Consider the following 22,635-nt stretch of genomic DNA (forward strand, 5'->3'; position numbering starts at 1 on the left):
GGTTTCCTATGCATCGAATAATTGTTACCCTGCTTACCATCAGTGTACTCGTTGCCTGTGGTGCGCCAGCAGCCGGGCCAACCGCACCGGCTGCATCGCCCACCGTAGCCGGCACCCCGACCAATTCGCGTCCGCCAACGCCAACCCGTGATCCGCGCCTGCCAACCTTGCCGCCGCGTATAACGCCCGGCCCTACGGCCACACCTTTTCCGCTTGAAGCCGGCTGGTGGGATGGGGCTGTCTGTTATGAAATTTTCGTGCGCTCGTTTTACGATAGCGACGGCGACGGCAACGGTGATCTGAACGGCATTATCGCCAAACTTGACTATCTCAATGATGGCGATCCCAACACGACCACCGATCTGGGCATCAATTGTATCTGGCTGATGCCGGTCGCCGAAGCTGCCAGTTATCACGGCTACGACACGATTGACTATTACACGGTCGAACGCGACTACGGCACCAATGAGGATTTCAAGCGTCTGGTTGCCGAAGCGGAACGGCGCGGGATTAAAATCATCATCGATTTAGTACTGAACCATACCAGTACCCAACACCCGTGGTTTCAAGAGGCATTACGCGACCCCAACTCACCGTACCGCGACTGGTATTTGTGGTCGGCGATTGACCCTGGCTATCGTGGCCCATTCGGCAACAATGTGGTCTGGCACAAATCACCCATTCGTGATGAATATTATTACGGCGTGTTCTGGGGTGGTATGCCCGATCTCAACTATCGCAATCCGGCAGTCACTGCCGAAGCCTACAAGATTGCTCGCTTTTGGGTTGAAGAGATGGGGGTTGCCGGCTTCCGTCTCGACGCGATCAAGCATCTGATCGAATATTACACTCTCCAGGAAGACACCGTCGAGACCTTTGAATGGTTGCGCGAGTTTCGACGTTTTCTCGACCGGGAACTACCCGGAACCTTCACGATTGGCGAAGTCTTCAACGGCAACCCGCGCACGCTGGCACCGTACTATCCTGACCAGCTCGATTACTATTTCGAGTTTGAAGTCGCCAATCAGATTCGCGGCGCGGCCAACACCGGTCTATCGCGATTGTTTATGCAGGCGGTGCAGGATGCCTACACAAAACTACCCTATCAACGCTGGGCACCCTTCCTGACCAATCACGACCAGAACCGCGTGATGTCGGTGTTGGGTGATGACGTGGCGAAGGCAAAACTGGCTGCGCTGGCTCTGCTGACCATGCCGGGACTGCCCTTCATCTATTATGGTGAAGAGATCGGCATGCTGGGGGTGAAACCGGATGAGCGTATTCGCACCCCAATGCAGTGGACGAAGGAGGAGTTTGGCGGATTCTCAGCCGGTATTCCCTGGCAGCAGCCGCAGAGCGATTACCCGGTCAAGAATGTGATGTTACAAGACCAGGATCCCGAATCGCTGCTCAACACCTACCGGCAGTTAATTCATCTCCACGTGAATACACCGGCACTGGCGACCGGTGATTTCTGGCCGTTAACTGCTAACGGTGCCAGTGTCGCCGCGTACATCAGGCGCAGTGGTGAAGACATGGTTTTGGTGGTGATTAATTTTGACAAAGTACCCACGCCACCGTTTACACTATCATCAGGTGAGAGCGACCTGCCGGCAGGCACCTACCAGGTGACCGCACTCTTCGGCACGCCACCGGCACCGCCGGTGCCGCTTACCATCGCCGACGGGCGTATCGTGGAGTATCAACCGGGGATCGAAATACCGGCTCAAACCGGATACATATTCAGGTTGGAGCGCTAATGTTACGAAAAGTAACTGCAACTCGTTATGTCACACCGTTGCGTGAAGGCGGTTCATTACCGGCGATTGTCGAAGCCGATGATGATGGCCTGTACGTCGTAAAGTTTCGCGGGGCAGGACAGGGGCCAAAAGTGCTGGTTGCCGAGCTGATCTGTGGTGAACTGGCGCGTGCGCTTGGCCTGCCCGTTCCAGAGCTGGTGTTGATTGAGATCGATCCGGCGTTGGGACGCAACGAACCGGATGGTGAGATTCAAGACCTGATTACAGCCAGCGCCGGATTGAATCTAGCCGTTGATTTCCTGCCCGGTGCGCTGGCATTTGATCCGACATCTGTCCGTGCACTTGACCGTAAACTGGCGTCACTTATCGTCTGGTTTGATGCCTTCATCACCAATGTTGATCGCACGCCCCGCAACACCAATCTCCTCTGGTGGCACCGCCGGCTCTTCTTGATCGACCACGGTGCAGCGCTGTACATTCATTACACCTGGAATGATTACCAGAATCACGCTCGCAAACCCTTCAGCCAGATTCGCGATCATGTGTTGATAGCAGCGGCCAGCGATCTGGAAGCAGCCGACCGTGAACTGGCAGATCATATCAACACAGATCTGCTCTGGCGCATTGTGGCGAACGTCCCCGATGAATGGCTTATTGACCAGCGGTTTTCCTCAGTAGAAGACCACCGTGCAGCCTATGTTGAATATTTGAGTCTACGACTCGCTGCACCGCGCGCATTCGTACAGGAGGCTATCGATGTCCACGAGCGCCTTTGAATATGCATTACTGCGCCTGGTGCCACGGGTAGAGCGTGGTGAGCAGATCAACATTGGGGTGGTGTTGTTGTGTCGGCAACATCGCTTTTTGGGGATACGGATTCATCTCAACGAGGCACGGATTGCCGCTCTCTGGCCTGATCTCGACCTGGCGCCGGTGCACGAGCAACTGGCGGCGTTTGAAATGGTGTGTGCCGGTGGTGCTGGAGCCGGGCCGATTGGCGAATTGCCGATTTACGAGCGCTTTCGCTGGCTGACGGCAACGCGCAGTACAATGATCCAGCCGTCAGCAGTGCACTGCGGCTTGTGCGATGCTCCACAGGTGATGCTCGACCATATCTTTCAGCAGATGGTCGTCTTGCCGGGTCAGGCGATTGACGAACGCGCTCACGAGGCAGGCGCTTTATAACTCAACCCGTACCCGCTCGATCATTGCCTGGAGGGCAAAGCGGGCCTTACCCAGATTTGCAGTTTCGCTCAGCACCCCAAGGATACCGTAGTAGCCGGGAATAATTTGCGAAGCCAGCATCAAGAGCGCATCGGTTTCGAGAACCAGATCGCGCACATAACCAACCCCGATCCGATCAGCCGCTGCCGCTGCCCGCGAGGCTAAATCGGCCAGTTCAAGTTCGGCCAGTTCGATATCGAAGTCGAGTTCGGCAGCACCTGGATGGTAGGCAATTGCCACACTCAGACCATCGGTACCGATGATGCCGGCGAACTGCGCGCCTTTCACGCCGGTAATAGCTTCATTCAAAATGGTATTGACATTCATACAGGTTTACTGCAATTAACAGGCTTGCTGAAAGAGTATTTCGGTTGTTGTAGCCCCTTCCCTGGCATCCCCCCGATGGGGAGGGAGGACGCCCCCCTCCTGCCCCCCCGCTGGGGGGAGGAAATATGCGCCTGGGATTTCCCCGCTGGCGGAGGACGCCCCCCTCCTGACCTCCCCCCGTTGGGGAGAGAAAATGTGCGCCTGGGATTTCCCCGCTGGCGGAGGACGCCCCTCTCCTGACCTCTCCCCGTTGGGGAGAGAAAATGTGCGCCTGGGATTTCCCCGCTGGCGGAGGACGCCCCCCCTGACATCCCTCCGTTGAGGGGGAGGAAGTACCTTTTTTGGCTTTCGACAGGAAGGAAGGACATTTGGCAATACTAACCCAGGCACCGGCTTACAACTCACGTCGTCCTTCAAAGGCGGAGCCAAGCGTTTCCGGATCGGCCCATTCGAGATCGCCACCGGTCGGCAACCCCCGTGCTGGCCGGGTCACCCGTACACCAAGAGGTGCGAGGTCGCGAAGCAGCAGAAAGGCGGTGGCCTCACCCTCGGTATTGGGGTTTGTGGCAAGGATCACTTCCTGAACAGGTTCGGAGCGAACCCGCGCGAGTAGCTCTTCAATCTTGAGATCTTCGCGATAGATACCTTCGAGCGGAGCAATGTGGCCGTGGAGGACATGATACAGACCGCGGTAGGCACCGGTGCGCTCGATAGCCAGCACATCGAGCGGCTCTTCAACCACACAGATTTTGGTTTGATCGCGCGACGGATCGAGACAAATTGCACACAGCTCACCCACGGTGATGTTAAAACAGCGTCGGCAGTAGCCAACCTGTTCTTTCACATCGAGAATAGCTTGCGCCAGCGCCAGCGCCTGTTTTGGTTCAGCCCGTAAGAGATAAAAGGTCAGACGTGACGCCGTCTTTGGGCCGATACCGGGCAGTTTGGCAAATTCCTCGATTAGACGAGCCACCGGTGCGGCAATCAATTGATCCGTGCGAACGGTCATATCATCTCCACCACAGATTCGTCGGTGACAATGCGCAATGCCGACGCATTCCCCTCATCACCAGGACGACAATGCCGGTTTAGAACAACCCCTTGAGACCACCAGTCAACGGCTGCATACGCTCTTCGGCCAACTGCTGCGCTTTGCGCGAGGCGTCATTGATCGCAACTAACAACAGATCCTGCAACATCTCAACATCATCAGGATCGACAACCTCTGGCGAAATCGTGATCGATTGCACTTCGCGATGACCGTTCATTTTGACCGTGATCGCACCACCACCAGCCGTACCTTCGACAATGGTGGCAGCCAGTTCTTCCTGCACCTTCTGCATCTGGCGTTGCATCTGTTGAGCCATTTGCATGAGCTGACGCTGATTCATCAGACAGACTCCCTTCTATTCACCTTAATATTGCAATTGCCTGTACCAGAACACGTGAAGCCGGCGAAGACATGTGAGCGTAGATATGGGTAGAGTACCACACTGCTACACAATTGTACAGCTATCCCGCAAACATTATTCAGGATCGAGCGGTTCGATATCTACAATATGGGCATCGAAGATATTCAATGCAGCACGAACCAGTTCATCTTTACGAGCTTCGCGAATTTTCCCACGCAGATCGGTGGGTTCAACCGATTTTTCCTCGATGGTACAGCGTACCGCGTAGGTCTTCCCCAAACGACGACGCAATAAATCTTCGAGAAGCGACCGATTCTTCGGTTCTTCCAGGCGTTCTTTATGGAACGAGGATGTCACCAGCAGCACGATAGTATTGCCTTCGACATCATACGGACGCGCACTATTGAGCAACGCCTGCACCGTCGGACTGCGCGGACGAACATCACGCTTGAAATCTTCCCAGATCGCCTCAAGCTGTTCAAGCACCGACATATCAGCATCGGCAGCACGAGCAACAGCAGGATCGGCAGGCGGACGCATCTGGCGGGTCGCTGCCCATGCCTCTGGCGGTGGCGGTGGTGGATCGGAGACAGGTGTGACATCCGACGGTACTTCACTGCCGGATGCAGATACCGGTTCGGGTACTGGAGGTGGCGGCGGCGCAACAACGCTGGGCGGCACTGGTTCGGGATGTGCCGGGGCGCGAACGGGTTCGGTTTGCGGAACGATTGCCGGTACAGCAGCACTGGGACGGCTGGTAGGGGTACGTCCTGCCAATGAAGCGGAACGTGACGCAGATGAAGAGGCAGGTTGCGCAACCGGTGGTGGCACCAGCAACGCTTCAACGACTGCCACTTCGAGCGGTAACTGACCATAGGGTGTTGTACGTAACTGTGCATCGAGATTGCTAAACAGCTTCACCCAATGTACCAACGCAGCCATATCGGCCTGCTGCACCCATTGCCCCAAGAGCGCCACTTCGTCATCGCTCAAATCAAGCAGTGTGCGATCACCGGTCGCCTTCAGCACCATCACTGCGCGCAGACGTTCCACCAGATCGCGGGTAAACTGACGCACATCAGCCCCCTGATTGGCAACCCCATGCACTGCGCGCAGCGCTGCTGTCAGATCGTGATTGACAAGAGCCGTGATCAACGCATCAACTTCAGCCGCTGCCGTCATCCCAAGCAGGCTTTGCACCTGTGGTAGCGTGATCGGGCCTTCGACAAACGAAGCCAGTTGCTCGAGAATACCGAGCGCATCACGCATACTGCCGGTGGCAGCGCGCGCAATTGCTTCAGGCACACCATCGGCCAGCACAATTCCTTCTGCCGCTGCAATCCGGCGGAGATGAGCGGCCATTGCCGAAACACTATGGCGAACGAAGGTAAAGCGCTGGCAGCGTGACAGAATCGTGGCGGGAACCTTATGAACTTCGGTGGTTGCAAGGATAAAGAGGGCATGATCGGGTGGCTCTTCCAGCGTTTTCAGCAAGGCATTGAACGCTGCTGTCGAGAGCATGTGGGTCTCGTCGATAATGTAGACCTTCATGCGAGCTTCGGCTGGTCGAAACTGCACCCGCTCGATAATCTCGCGCGCATCTTCCACACTGGTGTGGGAAGCGGCATCCATCTCGATCACATCAACTGCACGCCCTTCAGCAATGGCAGCACACATCTCGCACACGCCGCACGGTCGAGCGGTGGGATCGGGGTTAAGACAATTCACTGCTTTGGCAAGCAGGCGAGCCATGGTCGTCTTCCCAACACCACGGGGGCCGGTAAACAGGTAGGCATGGCCAACCCGATCTTCGGCAATCGCATTGCGGAGCGTCTGTACGACATGCTCCTGCCCGACCAGCTCAGCAAAGGTCTGTGAACGCCATTTTCGATAGAGCGACTGAACTGCCATTACGCTTTCCGATGATCTTGACCCGCACAGCATCTCGTATTATACCAGAGGAGGTACCCCACTTCCGCGCCGAGAGTGGTATAATCGAGATACAGGTATTGTCGATCTGCTACAGAGGGCTTTTATGCTCACCTATGAGCAACTTATCTCAGTTCTGATCGAAGAGCTTGAGCACCAACAGATCAATATTGTCCATACCCAAGAGTTAATAGACGCACACACGTTGGGGCGAAGCCTGCACGTTACGTGCTTCCCGCCAAACATAGATAAACGTGGCCCCTGGGTACGGCTGCCCTTACGGGCAGTGATCAGCCTGCAATGGCCGGCAGAACTCACCGTCATCTCTTTACACGGTCAGGCGATGATTGAAACCTTCAATCAACTGGTTGGTCAACCAATCGATACGCGAAATCTGCTGGGATTTGAGCTGACCTACCACTTACCACTGAGTCATGCCGAGCAAGCGACAGCAGATGCATCAGCCCTGACAAAGAAGGTGATTGATCTCTTCGCGGACCAACCCGACATCGAGCAAAATCTCGATATCAACGCTACGATACAGTACAGCGTCAATCAGGAACCAGTCCTGGCACAACTGACCGTTACTCGCCAGTTTCCGATCCTCCGCCTTGACCGTGATCTGGTCGAGGAGGCTGCAATTGCTCTGGCTATTGAATTACGCGAGATGTTGCCACGGCTCACAATCGTCTTCCATGCCGGTCAAAATGAATCAGGGCTTGATCCGCAGCTCTACTTACGCCCACCAACTGCCTGATGCCGTTCTCTTCTGCTGCATTGCATGCATTGTTACAACCCGGCGTTTCTGAACGCTGGCAGGCTGTGCAACGCCTGTTACACCCTGAGATGCTGGTACTGGCCAATCGCGCCGCAGAGCGTGCAGCGGCGCTCTTGCCACAACAATGGCCGCTGTACGAATTGAGTTTTAAATCACGGCGGGCAATTGATCGCGGTGGTGGTCGGCGCGATCCCATCACCGACTACTGGTTTGCTTTTGACCGACCGCCACGTGGGGCCGGTGTCATGCTCACGGTCAGCGGAATCGAGCGGACCGTCACTGTTGGGTTGCAATTGTGGGGTGTACGCCGGCCACAACTTGCCCACCTCTGGAGTCAGGCGCGTCCGGTGTGGGAGGCACTGATTGATCGAATCGAACACGAGGGTCAGGCTCGTTTTGCCGGTCGCCGCCCGCCGATGACAGGGATGCGCTGGATCGACCATTATCTCAACAGTCGAGCACACTACCTGTGGGCAGGGTTCGTCTACGACTGGAATGCGCTCCCGACAGCAGAACGCCTGATCGACGACATTTGTGCACTGCTACCACTCAATGAAGCGTTGATGGAGCAAGCCGAAATCGATCTGGCAACGACAAATACCTTACGTGAAACACCAGCTCGTTATCTGACAGGCGCGCCATCAGTAGCGCAGATCGTTATGTCGATTAAGCGGCGCGGTATGATTATTGACGAACGTACACTGCACGCTTTTCATCTTGCAGTACAGGCCCGACCGCTGGTCATCCTGGCCGGGCCGAGCGGGAGCGGCAAGACCTGGCTGACGCGCCTTTACGCCGATGCCCTGATTGGCATTGGTGAAGGGCAGCCGAACCCCTGTTATCTTCTGGTTGCAGTACAACCCGACTGGCATAGTGCCCGCGATCTCCTCGGCTACTACAACTCGCTGACCGGCCTCTACCAGCCTACGCCATTCTTAAACTTTCTCTTGAAAGCGGCTGCTGATCCGGATCAAACCTATATTGTCTGCCTCGATGAGATGAACCTGGCACGGCCCGAATACTACCTGGCGCCAATCCTGTCAGCAATGGAGGCGGTAGAGGGATTGATCGATCTGGGCACACCCCTGGCGGAGACACCATTAGCCGGTGGTGGTGTGGTACGCAACCCCATTCGTTTACCGATCAATCTACGCCTTATCGGAACAATCAATGTCGATGAAAGCACGTTTGCGCTGAGTGATAAAGTGCTCGACCGCGCCAACTTAATCGAATTAGGAACGGTCGATATGGCTGCCTTGCGCTCACAGTATCCGATAGCAAACGATCAGGTCTGGCAGATATTGAGCGACATCCAGCACCACCTGACTGCTGCCGGAAAGCCGGCAGGTTACCGCGCCTTGCGCGAGATACTTGGCTTCGTTGGGCAGGCAACAGATATGAACGTTTTAGAAGCACTCGATCTTCAGATTCTGCAGCGCCTGCTACCGCGCTTGCGCGGTGAGGACTCCCCGCGCTTCCGACAGGCACTCAACGGCTTACATGCGATTTGCGCAGGGCGCCTCTCGCGAAGTGCCGAGCGTCTGGCCCAGATGATGGCTCGCCTTGAGCGGGAGGGATATACCGACTTTTATGGATACTAGGAAAACCAGAATCCCTGATCGGTGAGTGGAACGACAACAGTGGGGGGAAGGCCAGAACGACTGAAGTAGCACAGGCCGCGGCCTGTGCTACTTCTAGTGATTACCATAACACTGTATCGGCCAAAGAACCGACAAGCTTACGCCACGCGCACGGCAGCCAGACAGCGCACCGCATGGGGCACATTGCCGACATGTTGCCACGAGCGGCCCCGATCATCGCTGCGCAAAATTTGACCTGTGTCGGTTCCGGCCCAAACCACATCGATATGATAGCTACTCGGAGCGAAGGCACTCAGCCGCCCCTGAAACGTCACCGACACATCCTGCCAGGTCTTACCACCATCATCACTGCGTAGCATGCGCTTTCCTTCAGCGGTTACCGCCAGCAGCACCTCTTGCTTTCCGGAGAGCACAGCCAGCAGTGAACAATCGGACAGCGGCGGTTCTGAATGACGCCACACCCCCATACCCTGCACTGTGGCTACCGGCACCCGCTGACTGTTCAGAAAATTGAACAACATGCGATCTTCAGCATCGGCTTCTTGCCACTGCCGACCACCATCATCGCTACGTTGAAACGCCTGTTTGGTTGCCACCACCAGGCTCTGCGAGTCGGCTGCTACCAGGCCGATAATCTGCTCATTGGCCAGCGCAACATCAGGCAACAGCCGCCAGCGTCCCGTGCCGCCTGGATCGCTGAAGATGTAAAGACCATTGTCGGTGCCAACGTATAGCACTCCTGCTTTTGCCATGTCGCCTGATTTACCGAACCTGCTGCACCTGCACGCTCGGAAGGCCGCCTTTCTTCGGCCACTGTATGTATCGATACATTGCGAGTACTGCACTCGTCTTTTTCGGTATATATGTTGTGCTACGAACCATTACTATCTTACCGCATCAGACAACACGCATAACGGATTCCCCGGACAGATAAACAGCTATGCCAACTACGACGATGATCTACGTCGGCGATTGTAGCATAGCATAATCAATTTTAGTGTGATATGATAAGAAAAGTAGCTCGTACAAGAGCACATCCCCGTCAGATGACTCCACGACCTATTCGCATTGCATACACTCTCTGGGATAGAGATATGTCGTTTGCATCAATTCGCCATTTCTGGCGTACCAACGAACCGATAGCGAGCGCAATTCGTCTGACCGGTTGGTACCTGCTGATTGCCGGTTCGTGGGTACTCTTTTCGGATCGGTTGCTGGTTGCTATTATCGTGAATATAGACGAATTGACGAACTGGCAAACGATCAAAGGCTGGTTCTTCGTGCTGCTGACGGCAGGCTGGCTGGGGATTGAGCGCTGGCGAACGATGAAACACCAGCAGCGGATCAATGATGAACTCCGGGCAGCGAATGCTGCCTTGCAAGAGTTAAATGCCTCGCTCGAACAGCGCATCATGGAGCGTACAGCACCCTTACAGATGGCCAACCAGGCATTAAGTGAACTTAATCAGGAACTAGAAACCTTCACAGCAACTATCTCGCATGATCTGAAAGCGCCACTACGTGTTATTGATGGGTATAGTCAGCTTCTCCTCCGCTTCCACATCCAGCGCCTCGACGAGGATGGACAGCAGTGTCTGCACAGCATTCGGACAGCAGTAGCGCAGATGAACCAACTGATCGATGATCTACTGGAATATACTCACGTTGAGCGAAAAACACTGCACCACAGCGTCATTGATTTGTCCGGCCTGATTGATGAACTGCTGGGCTATTACGCGGATCAGATTCTTGAGCACCATATTGTGATTGAGCGTGACTTGCGCTGCACCCACCTGTATGCCGATGCCACCGGTCTGGCGCTTGCCTTGCGCAACCTGATCGATAACGCGATCAAATTCAGTGCGCGTGTTCCCCAACCACGCCTGGCCATCGGGAGTGATGTTCACAATGAGATGGTACGGTTGTGGGTCAAAGATAATGGAATTGGCTTTGACATGCGCGATCACGAGCGCATTTTTACCATTTTTCAGCGTTTACATCCACAGGAGACCTACCCGGGTTCAGGGGTTGGGCTGGCGATTGTCCGCAAAGCGATTGAACGCATGGGCGGGCGAGTATGGGCCGAAAGCAGTCCCGGTGTCGGTGCTGTCTTCTATCTGGAGATTCCACATGTTGGCTTATCCGAACCATCTGCTGCTCATTGAAGATAATCCTTTCGACGCCGATCTGTTCCGACGCACAATGCAGTTTTACCATCCAGAGATTGCTATCACGCACTTTTCATCATACCGGGCAGCCTACGAACACCTGCAAACATTATCGCCTGCAACCACACCTTACGCAGGAGTCGTGCTTGACCTTCATCTACGTGACGGTGATGGGCTTGATCTGCTTGCTCTCATTCGCGCACGTAATTTACCACTCGCGGTTGTAATTCTTACCGGTGGTGGTGGCGACCACATGGTCATCAGCGCACTCAAAGCCGGTGCCGATGATTATGTTGTCAAGCGCGACGATTACCTTGATCGGATCGGTGCGATTGTTGAGCAAGCCTGTCAGCGCTTCCATTCGCAACAGGCTCGCCGTAGTCAAACCATTCAGGTGTCATTCATCGCTCTGGCGACTACAGATAGCGAAGCGACGATCCAGCATCTTCAGCGTTCAGCGCCGCATCTCCATTGCACACTCATCCATGGCTGGCGGACGTTTCTGCACCATCTCGATCATCAGCGGGCAGTCGGCGATGTTATTCTGATCGATTGTGCGCAACCTAATCTGGCAATGCTCGATCTGGTGAAGGAATTGATACAGTTTCGTCACCTCGAGCAGCCTGTGCTGGTGCTGGCACAACCGGGTAACGAAGAGTTTCCTTTGCAGACACTACGCCTCGGCGCAGCAGACTACATTATCAAAAGTGAAGGTTTCCGTAACCATTTGGCGGTGGCGATTGAAAATGCGTATTACCGTGCCCAGATCCATCAACAACATTATCAATTGCAATTGCAGGCACAGGCGTTGAATGCTGCTGCAAACACGATAGTGATCACGGATCGGAACGGTATTATTGAATGGGCTAATCCGGCCTTTACCACGCTCACCGGTTATGAGGTGAGCGAAGTGATTGGTCATTCCACCCGGATTCTGCGTTCGGGCAAACACGACAACGAATTTTATAGCGCACTCTGGAATCACATTCTCTCCGGACAGCCCTGGCGAGGGCGAATTATCAATCGCCGCAAAGATGGTAGCCTTTACCACGAAGAGATGACCATTACACCGGTCACTGATGAACATGGTGAGATTCGTCGTTTTATCGCGATCAAGCAAGATATTTCCGATCAAGTTGCCCAAGAACAGCGGCGTATCATTCTGGCTAACATCGGTACAGCCCTGCGACCTGCGCAATTGTGGGTGGAGTTGACGCCGATTTTACTCGATCAGGTGCGCGAAGTGATGCAGGCCGATAGCATTGCGCTGCTGCGACCACAGGGAGCAACCCTCGCCATCGATCTGGCGTACAACTGTCTGGGTCATCTCGCCTCGCAACCGACCATACTGGCGGCACTGGCCGAACGGCTGGCACAGAGCGATGGGCCGACAGATGTTACCGATGTTGTGCAGAGTACGACGAAGATCGTTGTTGGTGTCCCACTCAACGCCGCCAACCGCACCATCGGTGCCCTGCTGATCACCCGCGCTACGCCACTTAATTCGTTTGAGGTCGATCTTCTGCGTGATATTGCCGAACTGGCAGCCAATGCACTGCACCGTACCGATCTCTTCGAGCAACTGCGGGCGGCCAACGCTGAATTACGCGCTGCGTATGATGAGACGATTGAAGGCTGGTCACGTGCACTTGATCTGCGTGACCGTGAGACAGAAGGGCATTCCCGGCGGGTAACCGAGTTGACGGTGCGTATTGCCGCCCGTATGGGTTTCAGTGACGAAGAGCTGCTGCATGTGCGCCGTGGGGCACTCTTGCACGATATTGGCAAAATGGGCATTCCTGATGCTATTTTGCTCAAACCCGGCCCACTCGACGAGCAAGAGTGGGCGATTATGCGGACCCATCCAACTCTGGCCGTGGAGTTACTGCGCCCGATTGCCTTTCTGGCTCCTGCACTCGATATTCCGTGGTGCCACCATGAAAAGTGGGACGGTACCGGCTATCCACGTGGCCTGCGTGGCGAAGAAATTCCACTGGCAGCCCGCATCTTTGCGGTGGTTGATGTCTATGATGCACTCACCAGCGACCGCCCCTATCGAGCAGCATGGCCGCGCGAACGGGCACTGGCCTACATTCGTGAGCAGGCCGGACACCACTTTGATCCACACGTGGTTGACGTTTTTGAACAGATCATCACCGAAACAGACAGCAATGCTATAATGAAGTGAGTGAGTATCGCTGACCACATGGGGAAAGCGATCATTGTGGCTGGTACCAGGTAGGACAGACTACCTGTCATGAGGTGTATCTATGATGAACTTTCTCCGGCGTTTGCTCGGCGACAGCAACGAGAAAGAGCTGCGCCGGTTGCAACCGATTGTTGAAGAGATTAACCGGCTGGGACCTGAGTTTGCCGCGCTGAGCGATGCCGAACTGCGTGCGAAAACCGATGAATTTCGCCAGCGTCTGGCCGATGGCGAGACGCTTGATGATATTTTGCCCGAAGCCTTTGCCACAGTGCGCGAAGCTGCTCATCGCACAATTGGATTACGCCATTACGATGTGCAACTGATCGGTGGCATTGTGCTGCATCAAGGCAAGATTGCCGAAATGAAGACCGGTGAAGGTAAAACGCTGGTGGCAACACTACCACTCTACCTGAACGCACTGGAGGGCAAAGGTGTTCATCTGGTGACGGTCAACGATTATCTGGCGAAAGTCGGTGCCGGCTGGATGGGGCCAATCTATCACTTCCTTGGCCTTACCGTAGGCTTTATTGCTCACGATCAAAGTGCGTTGTACGATCCCGATTTTATCGATCCCGATGCCAACCCCGAAGACCAGCGCCTTGTCCACTGGCGGCCCTGTACCCGGCGCGAAGCCTATCTGGCCGATATTACCTACGGGACGAATAACGAGTTTGGCTTCGACTACCTGCGCGACAATATGGCCTACGAGAAGTCGCAACTCGTCCAGCGCGAACTCCACTACGCGATTGTTGACGAGGTGGACAACATCTTGATCGATGAGGCGCGCACCCCACTGATCATTTCCGGCCCGGCGCAAAAATCATCCGATCTCTATCGCCAGATGGCACAACTTGTGCGGCAATTGCGTCGTTCATCGGTGACGGCCAAGCAGGTGAAAGAAGAGGGACTGGAACCGGACGGCGACTTCTTCGTTGATGAACGCACAAAGAGCATCTACCTGAGCGAAAAAGGAATTGAGAAGCTCGAACGCCTGCTGCGCATTCCGCCAGGTGAGAGCCTCTTCGATCCTGAGCACTACGAAAAGACGCACTATATCGAGAACGCGCTCAAAGCCCAGTTTATCTACCAACGCGACCGCGATTACATGGTGACCCCGAACGGGGAAGTGGTGATTATTGATGAATTCACCGGACGGGCCATGCCGGGGCGGCGCTGGAGTGATGGATTACATCAGGCGGTTGAGGCGAAGGAAGGCGTGGCGATCAAGAACGAAAATGTGACCCTGGCCACAATCACCTTCCAGAACTACTTCCGCATGTACAAGAAGCTGGCCGGTATGACCGGTACAGCCTACACCGAGCGTGAAGAGTTTGCCAAGATTTACAATCTTGAGGTGGTAGTCATTCCAACCCACAAACCGATGATCCGCGAGGATCTGCCCGATCAGATCTATGCCACTGAAGAAGCAAAATTCAACGCGGTATTGCGCGAAGTGCAAGAGATGCACGAGATCGGGCGCCCCGTCTTGATCGGCACCACCTCGGTCGAGACCTCGGAACGGATCAGCGCGATGCTGAAGCGAGCCGGCATTCCTCACAACGTGCTCAATGCCAAGCACCACGAGCGTGAGGCAGCGATCATTGCGCAGGCCGGGCGGAAGGGTGCGGTAACGGTGGCCACCAATATGGCCGGTCGTGGAACCGACATTCTGCTCGGTGGTAATCCCGACGGTCTGCTGGAAGAGTTTCTACGCAAAGAGGGTCTCACCATTGAAACGGCTACTCCCGAACAGAAGCGAGCAGCGTGGGAAAAGGCGCGAGCGCAGACGGAAGCTGAAGGCGAGGAGGTGCGTCGCCTGGGTGGCTTGCACGTCATCGGTACCGAACGGCACGAAGCACGCCGCATCGATAATCAGTTGCGCGGGCGTGCCGGTCGGCAGGGTGATCCCGGTTCTTCGCGGTTCTTCCTCTCGCTCGAAGATGAGCTGCTGCGCCGGTTCGGGCCGGTGGATCGGATCAAGGGACTGATGGAGCGTTTTGTTGACTCAGATGTTCCACTGCAAGCCGGCCTGCTCGACCGCACCATCGAGGGTGCGCAAACCCGTGTCGAAGGGTATAACTTCGATGTCCGTAAGCACACCGTCGAATTTGACGACGTGATGAATAAACAGCGTCAGATCATCTACGCCGACCGCAAAGCGATTCTCGATGAAGCAGATATGCGGGAACGTGTGCTTGATCTGATGGCGGAAGAGATTCAACGGCAGATTGACGAACATCTGATCGACGGCTTTGAAGAGGAAGACCTGACCAATTTGCTGCGTGCGTATCGGCGGATCAATTCAACTTTACCTGCCTCGGTCACTGCTGAGACGTTAAAAGGCAAAACCAAAGAGGAGATTGAACAGTATCTGCTCGATCATCTCGAAACCACCTATGCCGAACGGGAGCGGGCAGTTACCCCTGAACTGATGCGCACCATCGAACGACGGGTGATGCTCGGCGCGATTGACCGTCAGTGGGTAGATTACCTGACGGCGATGGACGAGTTGCGGCAAAATATTCTGCTCCAGGCGTATGCCCAGCGCGACCCCCTGGTCGAGTTCAAGCGCGAATCATTCCGTATGTTCGATGAGCTGAAGCAGAATATTGCGCGCGACATCGTCTACAACATCATCCCGGCGACCTTCCAATACGAAGCTTACTTGCGCCAAATCGCCGAAGAACAGGCGCGACGCCTGGCTACTGCGCAAACGGTCAGCAGTGACGGTAACGGCGAAGTGGTGCGCAAACCGCAGCGCCGCAGTACGCCGCAAATTGGGCGTAACGAGCTGTGCCCGTGTGGCAGCGGCAAAAAATTCAAGCACTGCCACCTGGGGCGTGAACACGAACTGGCCAGTTTGCTGAATGCTCAGCCTTCGGCACCGCCTGCATCGAAAGCGTTGAAATCGACACCTGCGACCCAGACAGCCGTCGCTGAAGAAGCGGCTAAGATTCAGGCGGCGATTAACAGTGGGAAGTTACCACCAACTCAAACCACGCCCCGTGGCCGCCAGGCACCATCGGTACCACGCGGGAAGAAGCGTTAAGAGCCTGATCGAACAATTCAGGCGGATCTAGTTGCCGGGTAGACGAAGACGATCTACCCGGCATGATTTTTATGTAGACATCCAGAGTGAGAGCCATCTTATGGGCAAACCGAGGATGCCCGCCTTGAACTACCGGCACCATCCTCGCAATGGTCGGTAGGAATCATCTCACGCAGACCGGCCAGATGATTGTGACGAGAACGCCCGGCGTACCCGTGACCGACCTACACCGGCGAGTGGTATCAGGTATGATTCACGGCTAGTGTGCTATCGGCGTCCGCTGGGGACGCACGGCTGCGCGCCCGTTGATGGCACACCTCACCTTCCCCACCACCACCCGCTACACCACACCCATCACAGAGCGTGGAAGGGTACCGATTCAAAGCGTGTACTTGCTGCATTGATGTATGTCAAATCTTGCCTGACGCTGTGCCTCATTCAGGTTGTCAGACCCGTGCTGGAGCGCTGCCAGATGTGCCACCCGCGGCTCGCTGGTGGGTTGTTGCAGGCAGACTGACCAGTTCCGTACATTCACGCTCAGGTGCAATGCCGGGGAGCGGGTTTGTGAGCGAGTTGCGCGTGCGCTGCTCCCAGTGCTAATTCTGCGACACGCCCCCACCCCAACCCGCCCCCGCTGGGGGCGGGAGTCGCCAGTACCGGGTTTGTCCACTGCTGTGAGTGGCGCAGGCGTGTGCGACCCTGTCGGGAACGGAAGGGAACGGTGTAGCAGGATCAGGGTGGCGGACAGTTCCAGGTGAAGGGCGCACCGGAGGTACGCGCTCCCAGCCGCACCGGAGGCACACGCTCCCAACCGCGCCTGGTGGAGGGGCGCGCCGGAGGTACGTGCTCCCAGCCGCACCTGGCGGAGCTGGAGGCACTCACTTCCTGCCGCGCCTGGCGGAAGGGCGTGCCGGAGGTACGTGCTCCCAGCCGCACCTGGCGGAGCTGGAGGCACTCACTTCCTGCCGCGCCTGGCGGAAGGGCGTGCCGGAGGTACGCACTCCCAGCCGCGCATAACGGAGCTGGAGGTACGCGCTCCCAGCCGCACCGGAAGCACACGCTCCCAGCCACACCTGGCGGAGCTGGAGGCACTCACTTCCTGCCGCGCCTAGTGGAGGGGCACGCCGGAGGTACGCGCTCCCAGCCGCACCGGAAGCACACGCTCCCAGCCGCGCCTGATGGAGGGGTGCGCCGGAGGCGCGCGCTCCCAGCCGCACCCGGCGGAGGGGCATGCCGGAGAGCGCACTTCCAGGAAGATACCAGCACTCCCTACCGTAGTGGAGCATTTACAACCATAGCGTTGATACGTTCTCCAGCATAAAGATGCACCCCGAAAGATTAGCGGCGAAACGTTCAGAATATGCTACAATACACTAAACTTCGACAACATTGTTGCTGACGGCGATAACCTGTTCCACATACCACGTAGATGAATGAGGTTGCCTGTGACGCAGAACGGCCAGGAACGCCCGGTGGTGCTCGAAGCACGCGGGATTACAAAACGCTTCCCCGGTGTGGTTGCGAATGACAACGTCTCGATCAAACTGTACAAGGGTGAAGTATTAGCCCTGCTCGGTGAAAATGGTGCCGGTAAATCAACCTTGATGAATATCCTTTACGGTCTGTATCACCAGGACGAGGGCGAAATTTTTGTCAAGGGCGAGCCTATTCGCATCAGTAACCCCCACGAGTCGATTGCCCGCGGGATCGGCATGGTACACCAGCACTTTCAACTGGTGCCGGTCATGACGGTCACGGAAAATGTTATCCTGGGCAACGAAGTCACCAGTGGCCCCTTCCTTGACCGCAAACGGGCAGCGGAACGCATTCGCCAGATCTCGACCCAATACGGGCTGGCGGTTGACCCTGATGCCCTGGTCGCCGACCTTGATGTAGGTGCCCAACAGCGGGTGGAGATTATTAAGGCGCTGTACCGCAATGCCGATATTTTGATCCTCGACGAGCCAACCGCTGTGTTGACCCCGCAAGAGGCCGATGATCTGGTGCGCGTGATGCGTACCCTGACCGCGCAGGGAACATCGATCATCTTTATCACCCACAAACTGCGGGAAGTGCTCGAAGTGGCCGACCGCATCATGGTGTTACGAGGTGGAAAAGTTGTCGGTGAAACGACACCCGATCAGGCCACCGAGGCCAGTCTGGCGGCGATGATGGTTGGCCGCGATGTCATTCTGAAGGTAGATAAACAGCCCGCACGCCCAGGCGAACCGGTGCTCGAAGTGCAGGGATTACAGGTACGCGATGATCGACAGCTCCTGGCCGTGAAGGGGGTGAGCCTTGAGGTACGTGCCGGTGAAATTCTCGGCATTGCCGGCGTGCAAGGCAACGGTCAGACTGAACTGGTCGCCGCTCTGACCGGCCTGCGCCCCAGTGAAGGGGGGACTATCCGGATTGCCGGCGTCGATGTGACCAACGCCAGCCCACGGACGATCAGCGAGCTGGGAGTGGCCCATATTCCCGAAGATCGCCAGCGTGACGGTCTGGTAACCTCATATCCGCTGACTGATAACTCGGTGCTGGAGTTGTATTATCTGCCACCATTCGCCAATGGTATTGTGCGCAATGAGCCGGCAATTAACGATCATTGCAGCCGGCTGGTACAGGAATTCGATGTGCGCACACCCAGCATTCACGTTCCGGCCAGCTCGCTGAGCGGTGGCAACCAGCAAAAGCTGATTGTCGCCCGCGAGTTTACCCGTCAGCTCAAGTTGTTGATCGCCTCACAGCCAACCCGCGGCATTGATGTGGGTTCAATCGAGTTTATTCACAACCAGATCGTGAAGAAGCGCGACGAAGGTGTGGCTGTTTTGCTCGTCTCGGCTGAGCTTGACGAGATTCTGTCACTTGCCGACCGGATTGCGGTTATGTACCACGGCCAGATTGTGGCGACTGTCAAAAACGGTGAACTCTCGCGTGAAGAGCTTGGCCTGCTCATGGCCGGCGCAACCATAGATCGTTCGGTATCAGTTGAAGCGTAAACACTTTGTGACCGCAGGAAAGCGGTCAGGGAGAGAAGCATGGCGCAGGCAGCCACCGAAACGGGTATTCGCCCATCGGCGCTCCGCCAGTTTTGGGAGCGCTGGTCGGGCATTCTCGTGCCGATCCTTGCCGTTTTTACAGCCCTGGTGGTAGGGGCCTTCATTATCGGGATTACCGGTGCCGACTGGCAGGCAGCCTACATTGGGCTTTGGGAAGGCGCCTTCGGCTCGCCACGGGCATTTGCCGATACGGTTGTCCGTTCTACGCCATTCATCATCTGTGGTCTGTGCGTAGCACTTGCTTTCAAGGCCGGCCTGTTTAACATCGGCGCCGAAGGGCAACTCTACGCCGGCGCGGTTGCTGCTGTCGTTATCGGCACAACCTTGCAGATGCCGGCAATCTTTCACATTCCGGCAGCCTTGATTGCCGGTGCACTTGGCGGTGCAGCCTGGGCAGCGATTGCCGGTTTCCTGAAGGCGCGCACCGGTGCACACGAGGTGATCAACACGATTATGTTGAATTACATCGCGCTCCGGATGACCGACTGGCTGATTCGCAGCAAAACCCCCTACATTCTGGGTGATCCTGCCGACACCACCGGTGCCCGCTCGCGTTTGATTGCCGAAACGGCCCGTTTACCCGGCATTCAGGTTGGTAGCTCGACCATCCTCCACCTGGGGATTCCCCTCGCCTTGATACTAGTCTTTGTCGTGGCCTGGTTGTTGTACCGAACGACGCTCGGCTTCGAGATGCGGACTGCCGGTACCAACCCCAACGCCGCCCGCTACGCAGGCATCAGTGTCCCGCGCACGATTATTCTGGCAATGGCAATTGCCGGTGGTCTGGCCGGTATCGCCGGATCAATCGAGGTGATTGGTGTGCGTGGAGCGCTCAGTGCCGACTTCTTTTCCGGCCTTGGATTTGATGCGATTGCCGTGGCCCTATTGGCCCGTGCCAATCCGGTCGGTATCATCTTTTCGGGATTGCTCTGGGGTGGGTTACTGACCGGTGCGCGTCTGATGCAGGTGCGCGCCAGCCTATCGATTGACGTGATCAAGATCGTGCAGGCACTCATTATCATGTTCGTGGCTGCCGATCAGATCGTGCGCTTTGTCTACCGTCTCCCCAAGCGCAAACCCGGCGAAGAGACCCAGCTCTCGAAGGGATGGGGTGGCTAGACCGCAAGTACGTCGTCGGGGTGCATCCCGGCCATTGCTACCTCTGGAAAGAGCATAATCCTACAGCCAGTGACGGCGCTCGCATGAGCGCCGTTCGCTACCTACAGGTTGGTGTGATATGGATAACACAACGTTCCCTAACCGGCCGGCGCGGGCGGCAAATGAAGAACGCATGGCCGAAATTATCTTGCCTCATCAAACCAACGGCTACGGTACCATGTTTGGTGGTGATGTGATGGCACTGATGGATAAAGCGGCAGCGATTGCCGCTCTCCGCTTCTGTCGCTTGCCGGTTGTAACCGCCTCGACCGAACGGATTGATTTTCGGACCCCGATTGGGCAGGGCGAAATTGTGGAAGCCTTCTCGCGGGTGATCTACGTTGGGCGGAGTTCCATGGTGGTGCGCGTACACCTCTTTGCCGAACATCCGCTGATCGGAGATCGCCGGCTCTGCACGACCGGCTATTTCAGCATGGTAGCCATCAACCGCGAAGGTGGGCCGGCGCCAGTTGTGCCACAATTGTTGTTGCTCGACGATGATGCCCGCGCAGAGCATGCCGTTGGTGCCGAGATTCACGCTGCTATCGCTGCACGTCGCAATAGCCGAACAACAGGACGATCATGATCGACGAATCACTTTTTCGCCAAACGATGAGTCACTTCGCCTCCGGTGTCACTGTGGTGACGACTGCGCTCGGTGAACGCCTGGCCGGCTTAACAGTCAGCTCTTTCGCATCGCTATCACTGAATCCACCGCTGGTACTGATTTGTATTGATCACGCGGCATCAAGCCATGACGTGATTGCCGCTGCCGGAAAGTTTGCGGTGAACATCCTGGCCGAAGATCAGGAATACCTCTCGCGCCGGTTTGCCATGCACGACGGCGCAAAGTTTGCCCCGCATAGTTATACCCTGTCAGAGAACGGACTCCCACTTCTCGAAGGGGTGCTGGCCCAGATCGAATGTCGGCTCCATAGCGCCTTGCCTGGCGGTGACCACACCATCTTCGTGGGAGAAGTCATCGCGGCCCGGGTGTTTGGGGGAAGACCATTGCTGTACTACCGATCAGGCTACCATCAGTTGGGGTAAATCGGTGAGATTCATCAAGCAGCCAGCAGGGTACCGCCTGGTGTTGTTGTGCTTCTTCCTGTACGGATTGATATTTCTATTGACAGCCTGTACAGTAACGCCAACACCGGGCACCCCGACAACCATTGTGCCGACGCTGATGCCGACACCGACACCTGATGCCAGCACCAGCTCAGGCTGGCGCACCCTGCGTACAGGTATTGCGTTCCGCCAACTGGAAGCTCCAGGGTTGCCGGTGCAGGTTGTGCGGATCGATCCGGCGCACGTGCGCTTTGTCGTCGGTTACGATCCGACTTCACCACTCACCCTGAGCGCCTGGGTTGCCCGGTACGGCGCAGTGGCCGCGATTAATGGCGGCTTTTTTGATCAGCAGGGTGAACCGGTTGCGCTGCTGATCAGCAACCAGCAGGTATTCGGATACAGTTATGTCGATCAAGGTGGCATGTTTGCGATAGATGAGCAGGGCAAACCGCACCTTTGGTCACTTGCCGATCAACCCTACGATGGTACGCCCTTTGTACAGGCGATACAGGGCTGGCCGTTGCTGGTGCGAACAAACGGCGAAGCGGCCTACACCGACGATGACGGGCAACGCGCCCGGCGGAGCGCGATTGCGCTTGATCGGAACGGTTATGTGCTGTTGATTGTGGCACCAGGTGCAACATTTAGCCTCGCCGAATGGTCACAATTTCTGGCATCTGCCGATCTCGACATTGAGATTGCGGTTAATCTCGATGGCGGTTCTTCGAGCGGGTTAATTGCGCAGAGTGATCAGGGCGGGGTACGTGTCGACTCGTTTACCCCACTCCCATTCGCCCTGTTGATCCTGGAACTTTGACATTCGGCAACAGCAAGGGTAATATGCAGAGAGATCGTCGGAGTACGACGCAGGTAGCATTCACATCAAAGGA

18 protein-coding genes are annotated in these 22,635 nt (G+C 56.3%); 13 read left to right on the forward strand and 5 right to left on the reverse strand.

What is annotated here, in order from left to right:
- Window positions 1–8 precede the first annotated feature (8 nt).
- Genes CAUR_RS02630 through CAUR_RS02640 form a run of 3 tightly spaced genes read left to right on the forward strand, consistent with a single transcriptional unit; the run spans window position 9 to window position 2,945 of the window.
- On the forward strand, window positions 9–1,760 hold the full coding sequence (locus CAUR_RS02630) for an alpha-amylase family glycosyl hydrolase (RefSeq protein ID WP_012256420.1): 1,752 nt from the start codon (window positions 9–11) through the stop codon (window positions 1,758–1,760).
- Window positions 1,760–2,536, forward strand: coding sequence for a HipA family kinase (locus CAUR_RS02635; RefSeq protein ID WP_012256421.1), 777 nt, complete (start codon window positions 1,760–1,762; stop codon window positions 2,534–2,536). Before CAUR_RS02630 ends, CAUR_RS02635 begins: the two co-directional genes overlap by 1 nt.
- Entirely contained in the window at window positions 2,517–2,945 is a 429-nt protein-coding gene (locus tag CAUR_RS02640; RefSeq protein WP_012256422.1) for a DUF3037 domain-containing protein, read from the forward strand. Before CAUR_RS02635 ends, CAUR_RS02640 begins: the two co-directional genes overlap by 20 nt.
- Here CAUR_RS02640 and CAUR_RS02645 read toward each other — a convergent pair.
- From CAUR_RS02645 to dnaX, 4 genes are all read right to left on the reverse strand, one after another.
- Window positions 2,940–3,311 (reverse strand): roadblock/LC7 domain-containing protein, encoded by a 372-nt coding sequence (locus CAUR_RS02645; RefSeq protein ID WP_012256423.1) that lies wholly within the window; start codon window positions 3,309–3,311, stop codon window positions 2,940–2,942. The two genes, CAUR_RS02640 and CAUR_RS02645, sit on opposite strands and share 6 nt — an antisense overlap.
- 394 nt (window positions 3,312–3,705) lie before the next feature.
- Complete coding sequence (gene recR, locus CAUR_RS02650; protein WP_012256424.1) at window positions 3,706–4,320, reverse strand: recombination mediator RecR; 615 nt, start codon at window positions 4,318–4,320, stop codon at window positions 3,706–3,708.
- A gap of 79 nt (window positions 4,321–4,399) precedes the next feature.
- Window positions 4,400–4,702 (reverse strand): YbaB/EbfC family nucleoid-associated protein, encoded by a 303-nt coding sequence (locus CAUR_RS02655; RefSeq protein WP_012256425.1) that lies wholly within the window; start codon window positions 4,700–4,702, stop codon window positions 4,400–4,402.
- A 135-nt stretch (window positions 4,703–4,837) separates the two neighbouring features.
- Window positions 4,838–6,634 carry a DNA polymerase III subunit gamma/tau gene (gene dnaX, locus CAUR_RS02660; protein ID WP_012660459.1) on the reverse strand — a complete coding sequence of 599 codons (1,797 nt, stop codon included), beginning with the start codon at window positions 6,632–6,634 and terminating at the stop codon, window positions 4,838–4,840.
- A gap of 124 nt (window positions 6,635–6,758) precedes the next feature.
- Between dnaX and CAUR_RS02665 the strand changes: the two genes are divergently transcribed.
- Window positions 6,759–7,409, forward strand: coding sequence for a hypothetical protein (locus CAUR_RS02665; protein ID WP_012256427.1), 651 nt, complete (start codon window positions 6,759–6,761; stop codon window positions 7,407–7,409).
- Window positions 7,409–9,031 (forward strand): McrB family protein, encoded by a 1,623-nt coding sequence (locus CAUR_RS02670; RefSeq protein WP_012256428.1) that lies wholly within the window; start codon window positions 7,409–7,411, stop codon window positions 9,029–9,031. The genes CAUR_RS02665 and CAUR_RS02670 overlap by 1 nt, the downstream gene beginning before the upstream one ends.
- Window positions 9,032–9,168: 137 nt before the next feature.
- On the opposite strand, the gene CAUR_RS02675 is transcribed toward CAUR_RS02670, so the two are convergent.
- Window positions 9,169–9,783, reverse strand: a complete 615-nt coding sequence (locus CAUR_RS02675) for a sialidase family protein (RefSeq protein WP_012256429.1) — start codon at window positions 9,781–9,783, stop codon at window positions 9,169–9,171.
- Window positions 9,784–10,125: 342 nt separating this feature from the next.
- On the opposite strand from CAUR_RS02675, the gene CAUR_RS02680 reads away from it, so the two are divergent.
- The 8 genes from CAUR_RS02680 to CAUR_RS02715 all read left to right on the forward strand — a co-directional run bounded on the left by CAUR_RS02680 (window position 10,126) and on the right by CAUR_RS02715 (window position 22,562).
- Window positions 10,126–11,196, forward strand: a complete 1,071-nt coding sequence (locus tag CAUR_RS02680) for a sensor histidine kinase (RefSeq protein WP_012256430.1) — start codon at window positions 10,126–10,128, stop codon at window positions 11,194–11,196.
- On the forward strand, window positions 11,162–13,387 hold the full coding sequence (locus CAUR_RS02685) for an HD domain-containing phosphohydrolase (RefSeq protein WP_012256431.1): 2,226 nt from the start codon (window positions 11,162–11,164) through the stop codon (window positions 13,385–13,387). Before CAUR_RS02680 ends, CAUR_RS02685 begins: the two co-directional genes overlap by 35 nt.
- Window positions 13,388–13,469: 82 nt before the next feature.
- Window positions 13,470–16,457 carry a preprotein translocase subunit SecA gene (gene secA, locus CAUR_RS02690; protein ID WP_012256432.1) on the forward strand — a complete coding sequence of 996 codons (2,988 nt, stop codon included), beginning with the start codon at window positions 13,470–13,472 and terminating at the stop codon, window positions 16,455–16,457.
- 1,445 nt (window positions 16,458–17,902) lie between these two features.
- The gene (locus CAUR_RS02695) at window positions 17,903–19,456 is read left to right on the forward strand and encodes an ABC transporter ATP-binding protein (RefSeq protein ID WP_012256433.1); all 1,554 of its coding nucleotides are present in this window, start codon (window positions 17,903–17,905) and stop codon (window positions 19,454–19,456) included.
- 39 nt (window positions 19,457–19,495) lie between these two features.
- Window positions 19,496–20,635 (forward strand): ABC transporter permease, encoded by a 1,140-nt coding sequence (locus tag CAUR_RS02700; protein WP_012256434.1) that lies wholly within the window; start codon window positions 19,496–19,498, stop codon window positions 20,633–20,635.
- Window positions 20,636–20,753: 118 nt separating this feature from the next.
- Window positions 20,754–21,260, forward strand: coding sequence for an acyl-CoA thioesterase (locus tag CAUR_RS02705; protein WP_012256435.1), 507 nt, complete (start codon window positions 20,754–20,756; stop codon window positions 21,258–21,260).
- Window positions 21,257–21,724: a flavin reductase family protein gene (locus CAUR_RS02710; RefSeq protein ID WP_012256436.1), complete on the forward strand. Its 468-nt coding sequence runs from the start codon at window positions 21,257–21,259 to the stop codon at window positions 21,722–21,724. The genes CAUR_RS02705 and CAUR_RS02710 overlap by 4 nt, the downstream gene beginning before the upstream one ends.
- 79 nt (window positions 21,725–21,803) lie before the next feature.
- Complete coding sequence (locus CAUR_RS02715; RefSeq protein WP_242605040.1) at window positions 21,804–22,562, forward strand: phosphodiester glycosidase family protein; 759 nt, start codon at window positions 21,804–21,806, stop codon at window positions 22,560–22,562.
- Window positions 22,563–22,635: the final 73 nt, after the last annotated feature.

Source organism: Chloroflexus aurantiacus J-10-fl (assembly GCF_000018865.1).
GTDB lineage: Bacteria > Chloroflexota > Chloroflexia > Chloroflexales > Chloroflexaceae > Chloroflexus > Chloroflexus aurantiacus.

What these genes read in the sequence shown, in the direction of transcription:
- CAUR_RS02640 (WP_012256422.1), top strand. Translation starts at nt 2,517, where the DNA reads ATGTCCACGAGCGCCTTTGAATATGCATTACTGCGCCTGGTGCCACGG.
- secA (WP_012256432.1), top strand. Translation starts at nt 13,470, where the DNA reads ATGATGAACTTTCTCCGGCGTTTGCTCGGCGACAGCAACGAGAAAGAG.
- CAUR_RS02705 (WP_012256435.1), top strand. Translation starts at nt 20,754, where the DNA reads ATGGATAACACAACGTTCCCTAACCGGCCGGCGCGGGCGGCAAATGAA.
- dnaX (WP_012660459.1), bottom strand. Translation starts at nt 6,634, where the DNA reads ATGGCAGTTCAGTCGCTCTATCGAAAATGGCGTTCACAGACCTTTGCT.
- CAUR_RS02635 (WP_012256421.1), top strand. Translation starts at nt 1,760, where the DNA reads ATGTTACGAAAAGTAACTGCAACTCGTTATGTCACACCGTTGCGTGAA.
- CAUR_RS02645 (WP_012256423.1), bottom strand. Translation starts at nt 3,311, where the DNA reads ATGAATGTCAATACCATTTTGAATGAAGCTATTACCGGCGTGAAAGGC.
- CAUR_RS02670 (WP_012256428.1), top strand. Translation starts at nt 7,409, where the DNA reads ATGCCGTTCTCTTCTGCTGCATTGCATGCATTGTTACAACCCGGCGTT.
- CAUR_RS02680 (WP_012256430.1), top strand. Translation starts at nt 10,126, where the DNA reads ATGTCGTTTGCATCAATTCGCCATTTCTGGCGTACCAACGAACCGATA.
- CAUR_RS02685 (WP_012256431.1), top strand. Translation starts at nt 11,162, where the DNA reads ATGTTGGCTTATCCGAACCATCTGCTGCTCATTGAAGATAATCCTTTC.
- CAUR_RS02665 (WP_012256427.1), top strand. Translation starts at nt 6,759, where the DNA reads ATGCTCACCTATGAGCAACTTATCTCAGTTCTGATCGAAGAGCTTGAG.
- CAUR_RS02710 (WP_012256436.1), top strand. Translation starts at nt 21,257, where the DNA reads ATGATCGACGAATCACTTTTTCGCCAAACGATGAGTCACTTCGCCTCC.
- CAUR_RS02700 (WP_012256434.1), top strand. Translation starts at nt 19,496, where the DNA reads ATGGCGCAGGCAGCCACCGAAACGGGTATTCGCCCATCGGCGCTCCGC.
- CAUR_RS02675 (WP_012256429.1), bottom strand. Translation starts at nt 9,783, where the DNA reads ATGGCAAAAGCAGGAGTGCTATACGTTGGCACCGACAATGGTCTTTAC.
- CAUR_RS02655 (WP_012256425.1), bottom strand. Translation starts at nt 4,702, where the DNA reads ATGAATCAGCGTCAGCTCATGCAAATGGCTCAACAGATGCAACGCCAG.
- recR (WP_012256424.1), bottom strand. Translation starts at nt 4,320, where the DNA reads ATGACCGTTCGCACGGATCAATTGATTGCCGCACCGGTGGCTCGTCTA.
- CAUR_RS02630 (WP_012256420.1), top strand. Translation starts at nt 9, where the DNA reads ATGCATCGAATAATTGTTACCCTGCTTACCATCAGTGTACTCGTTGCC.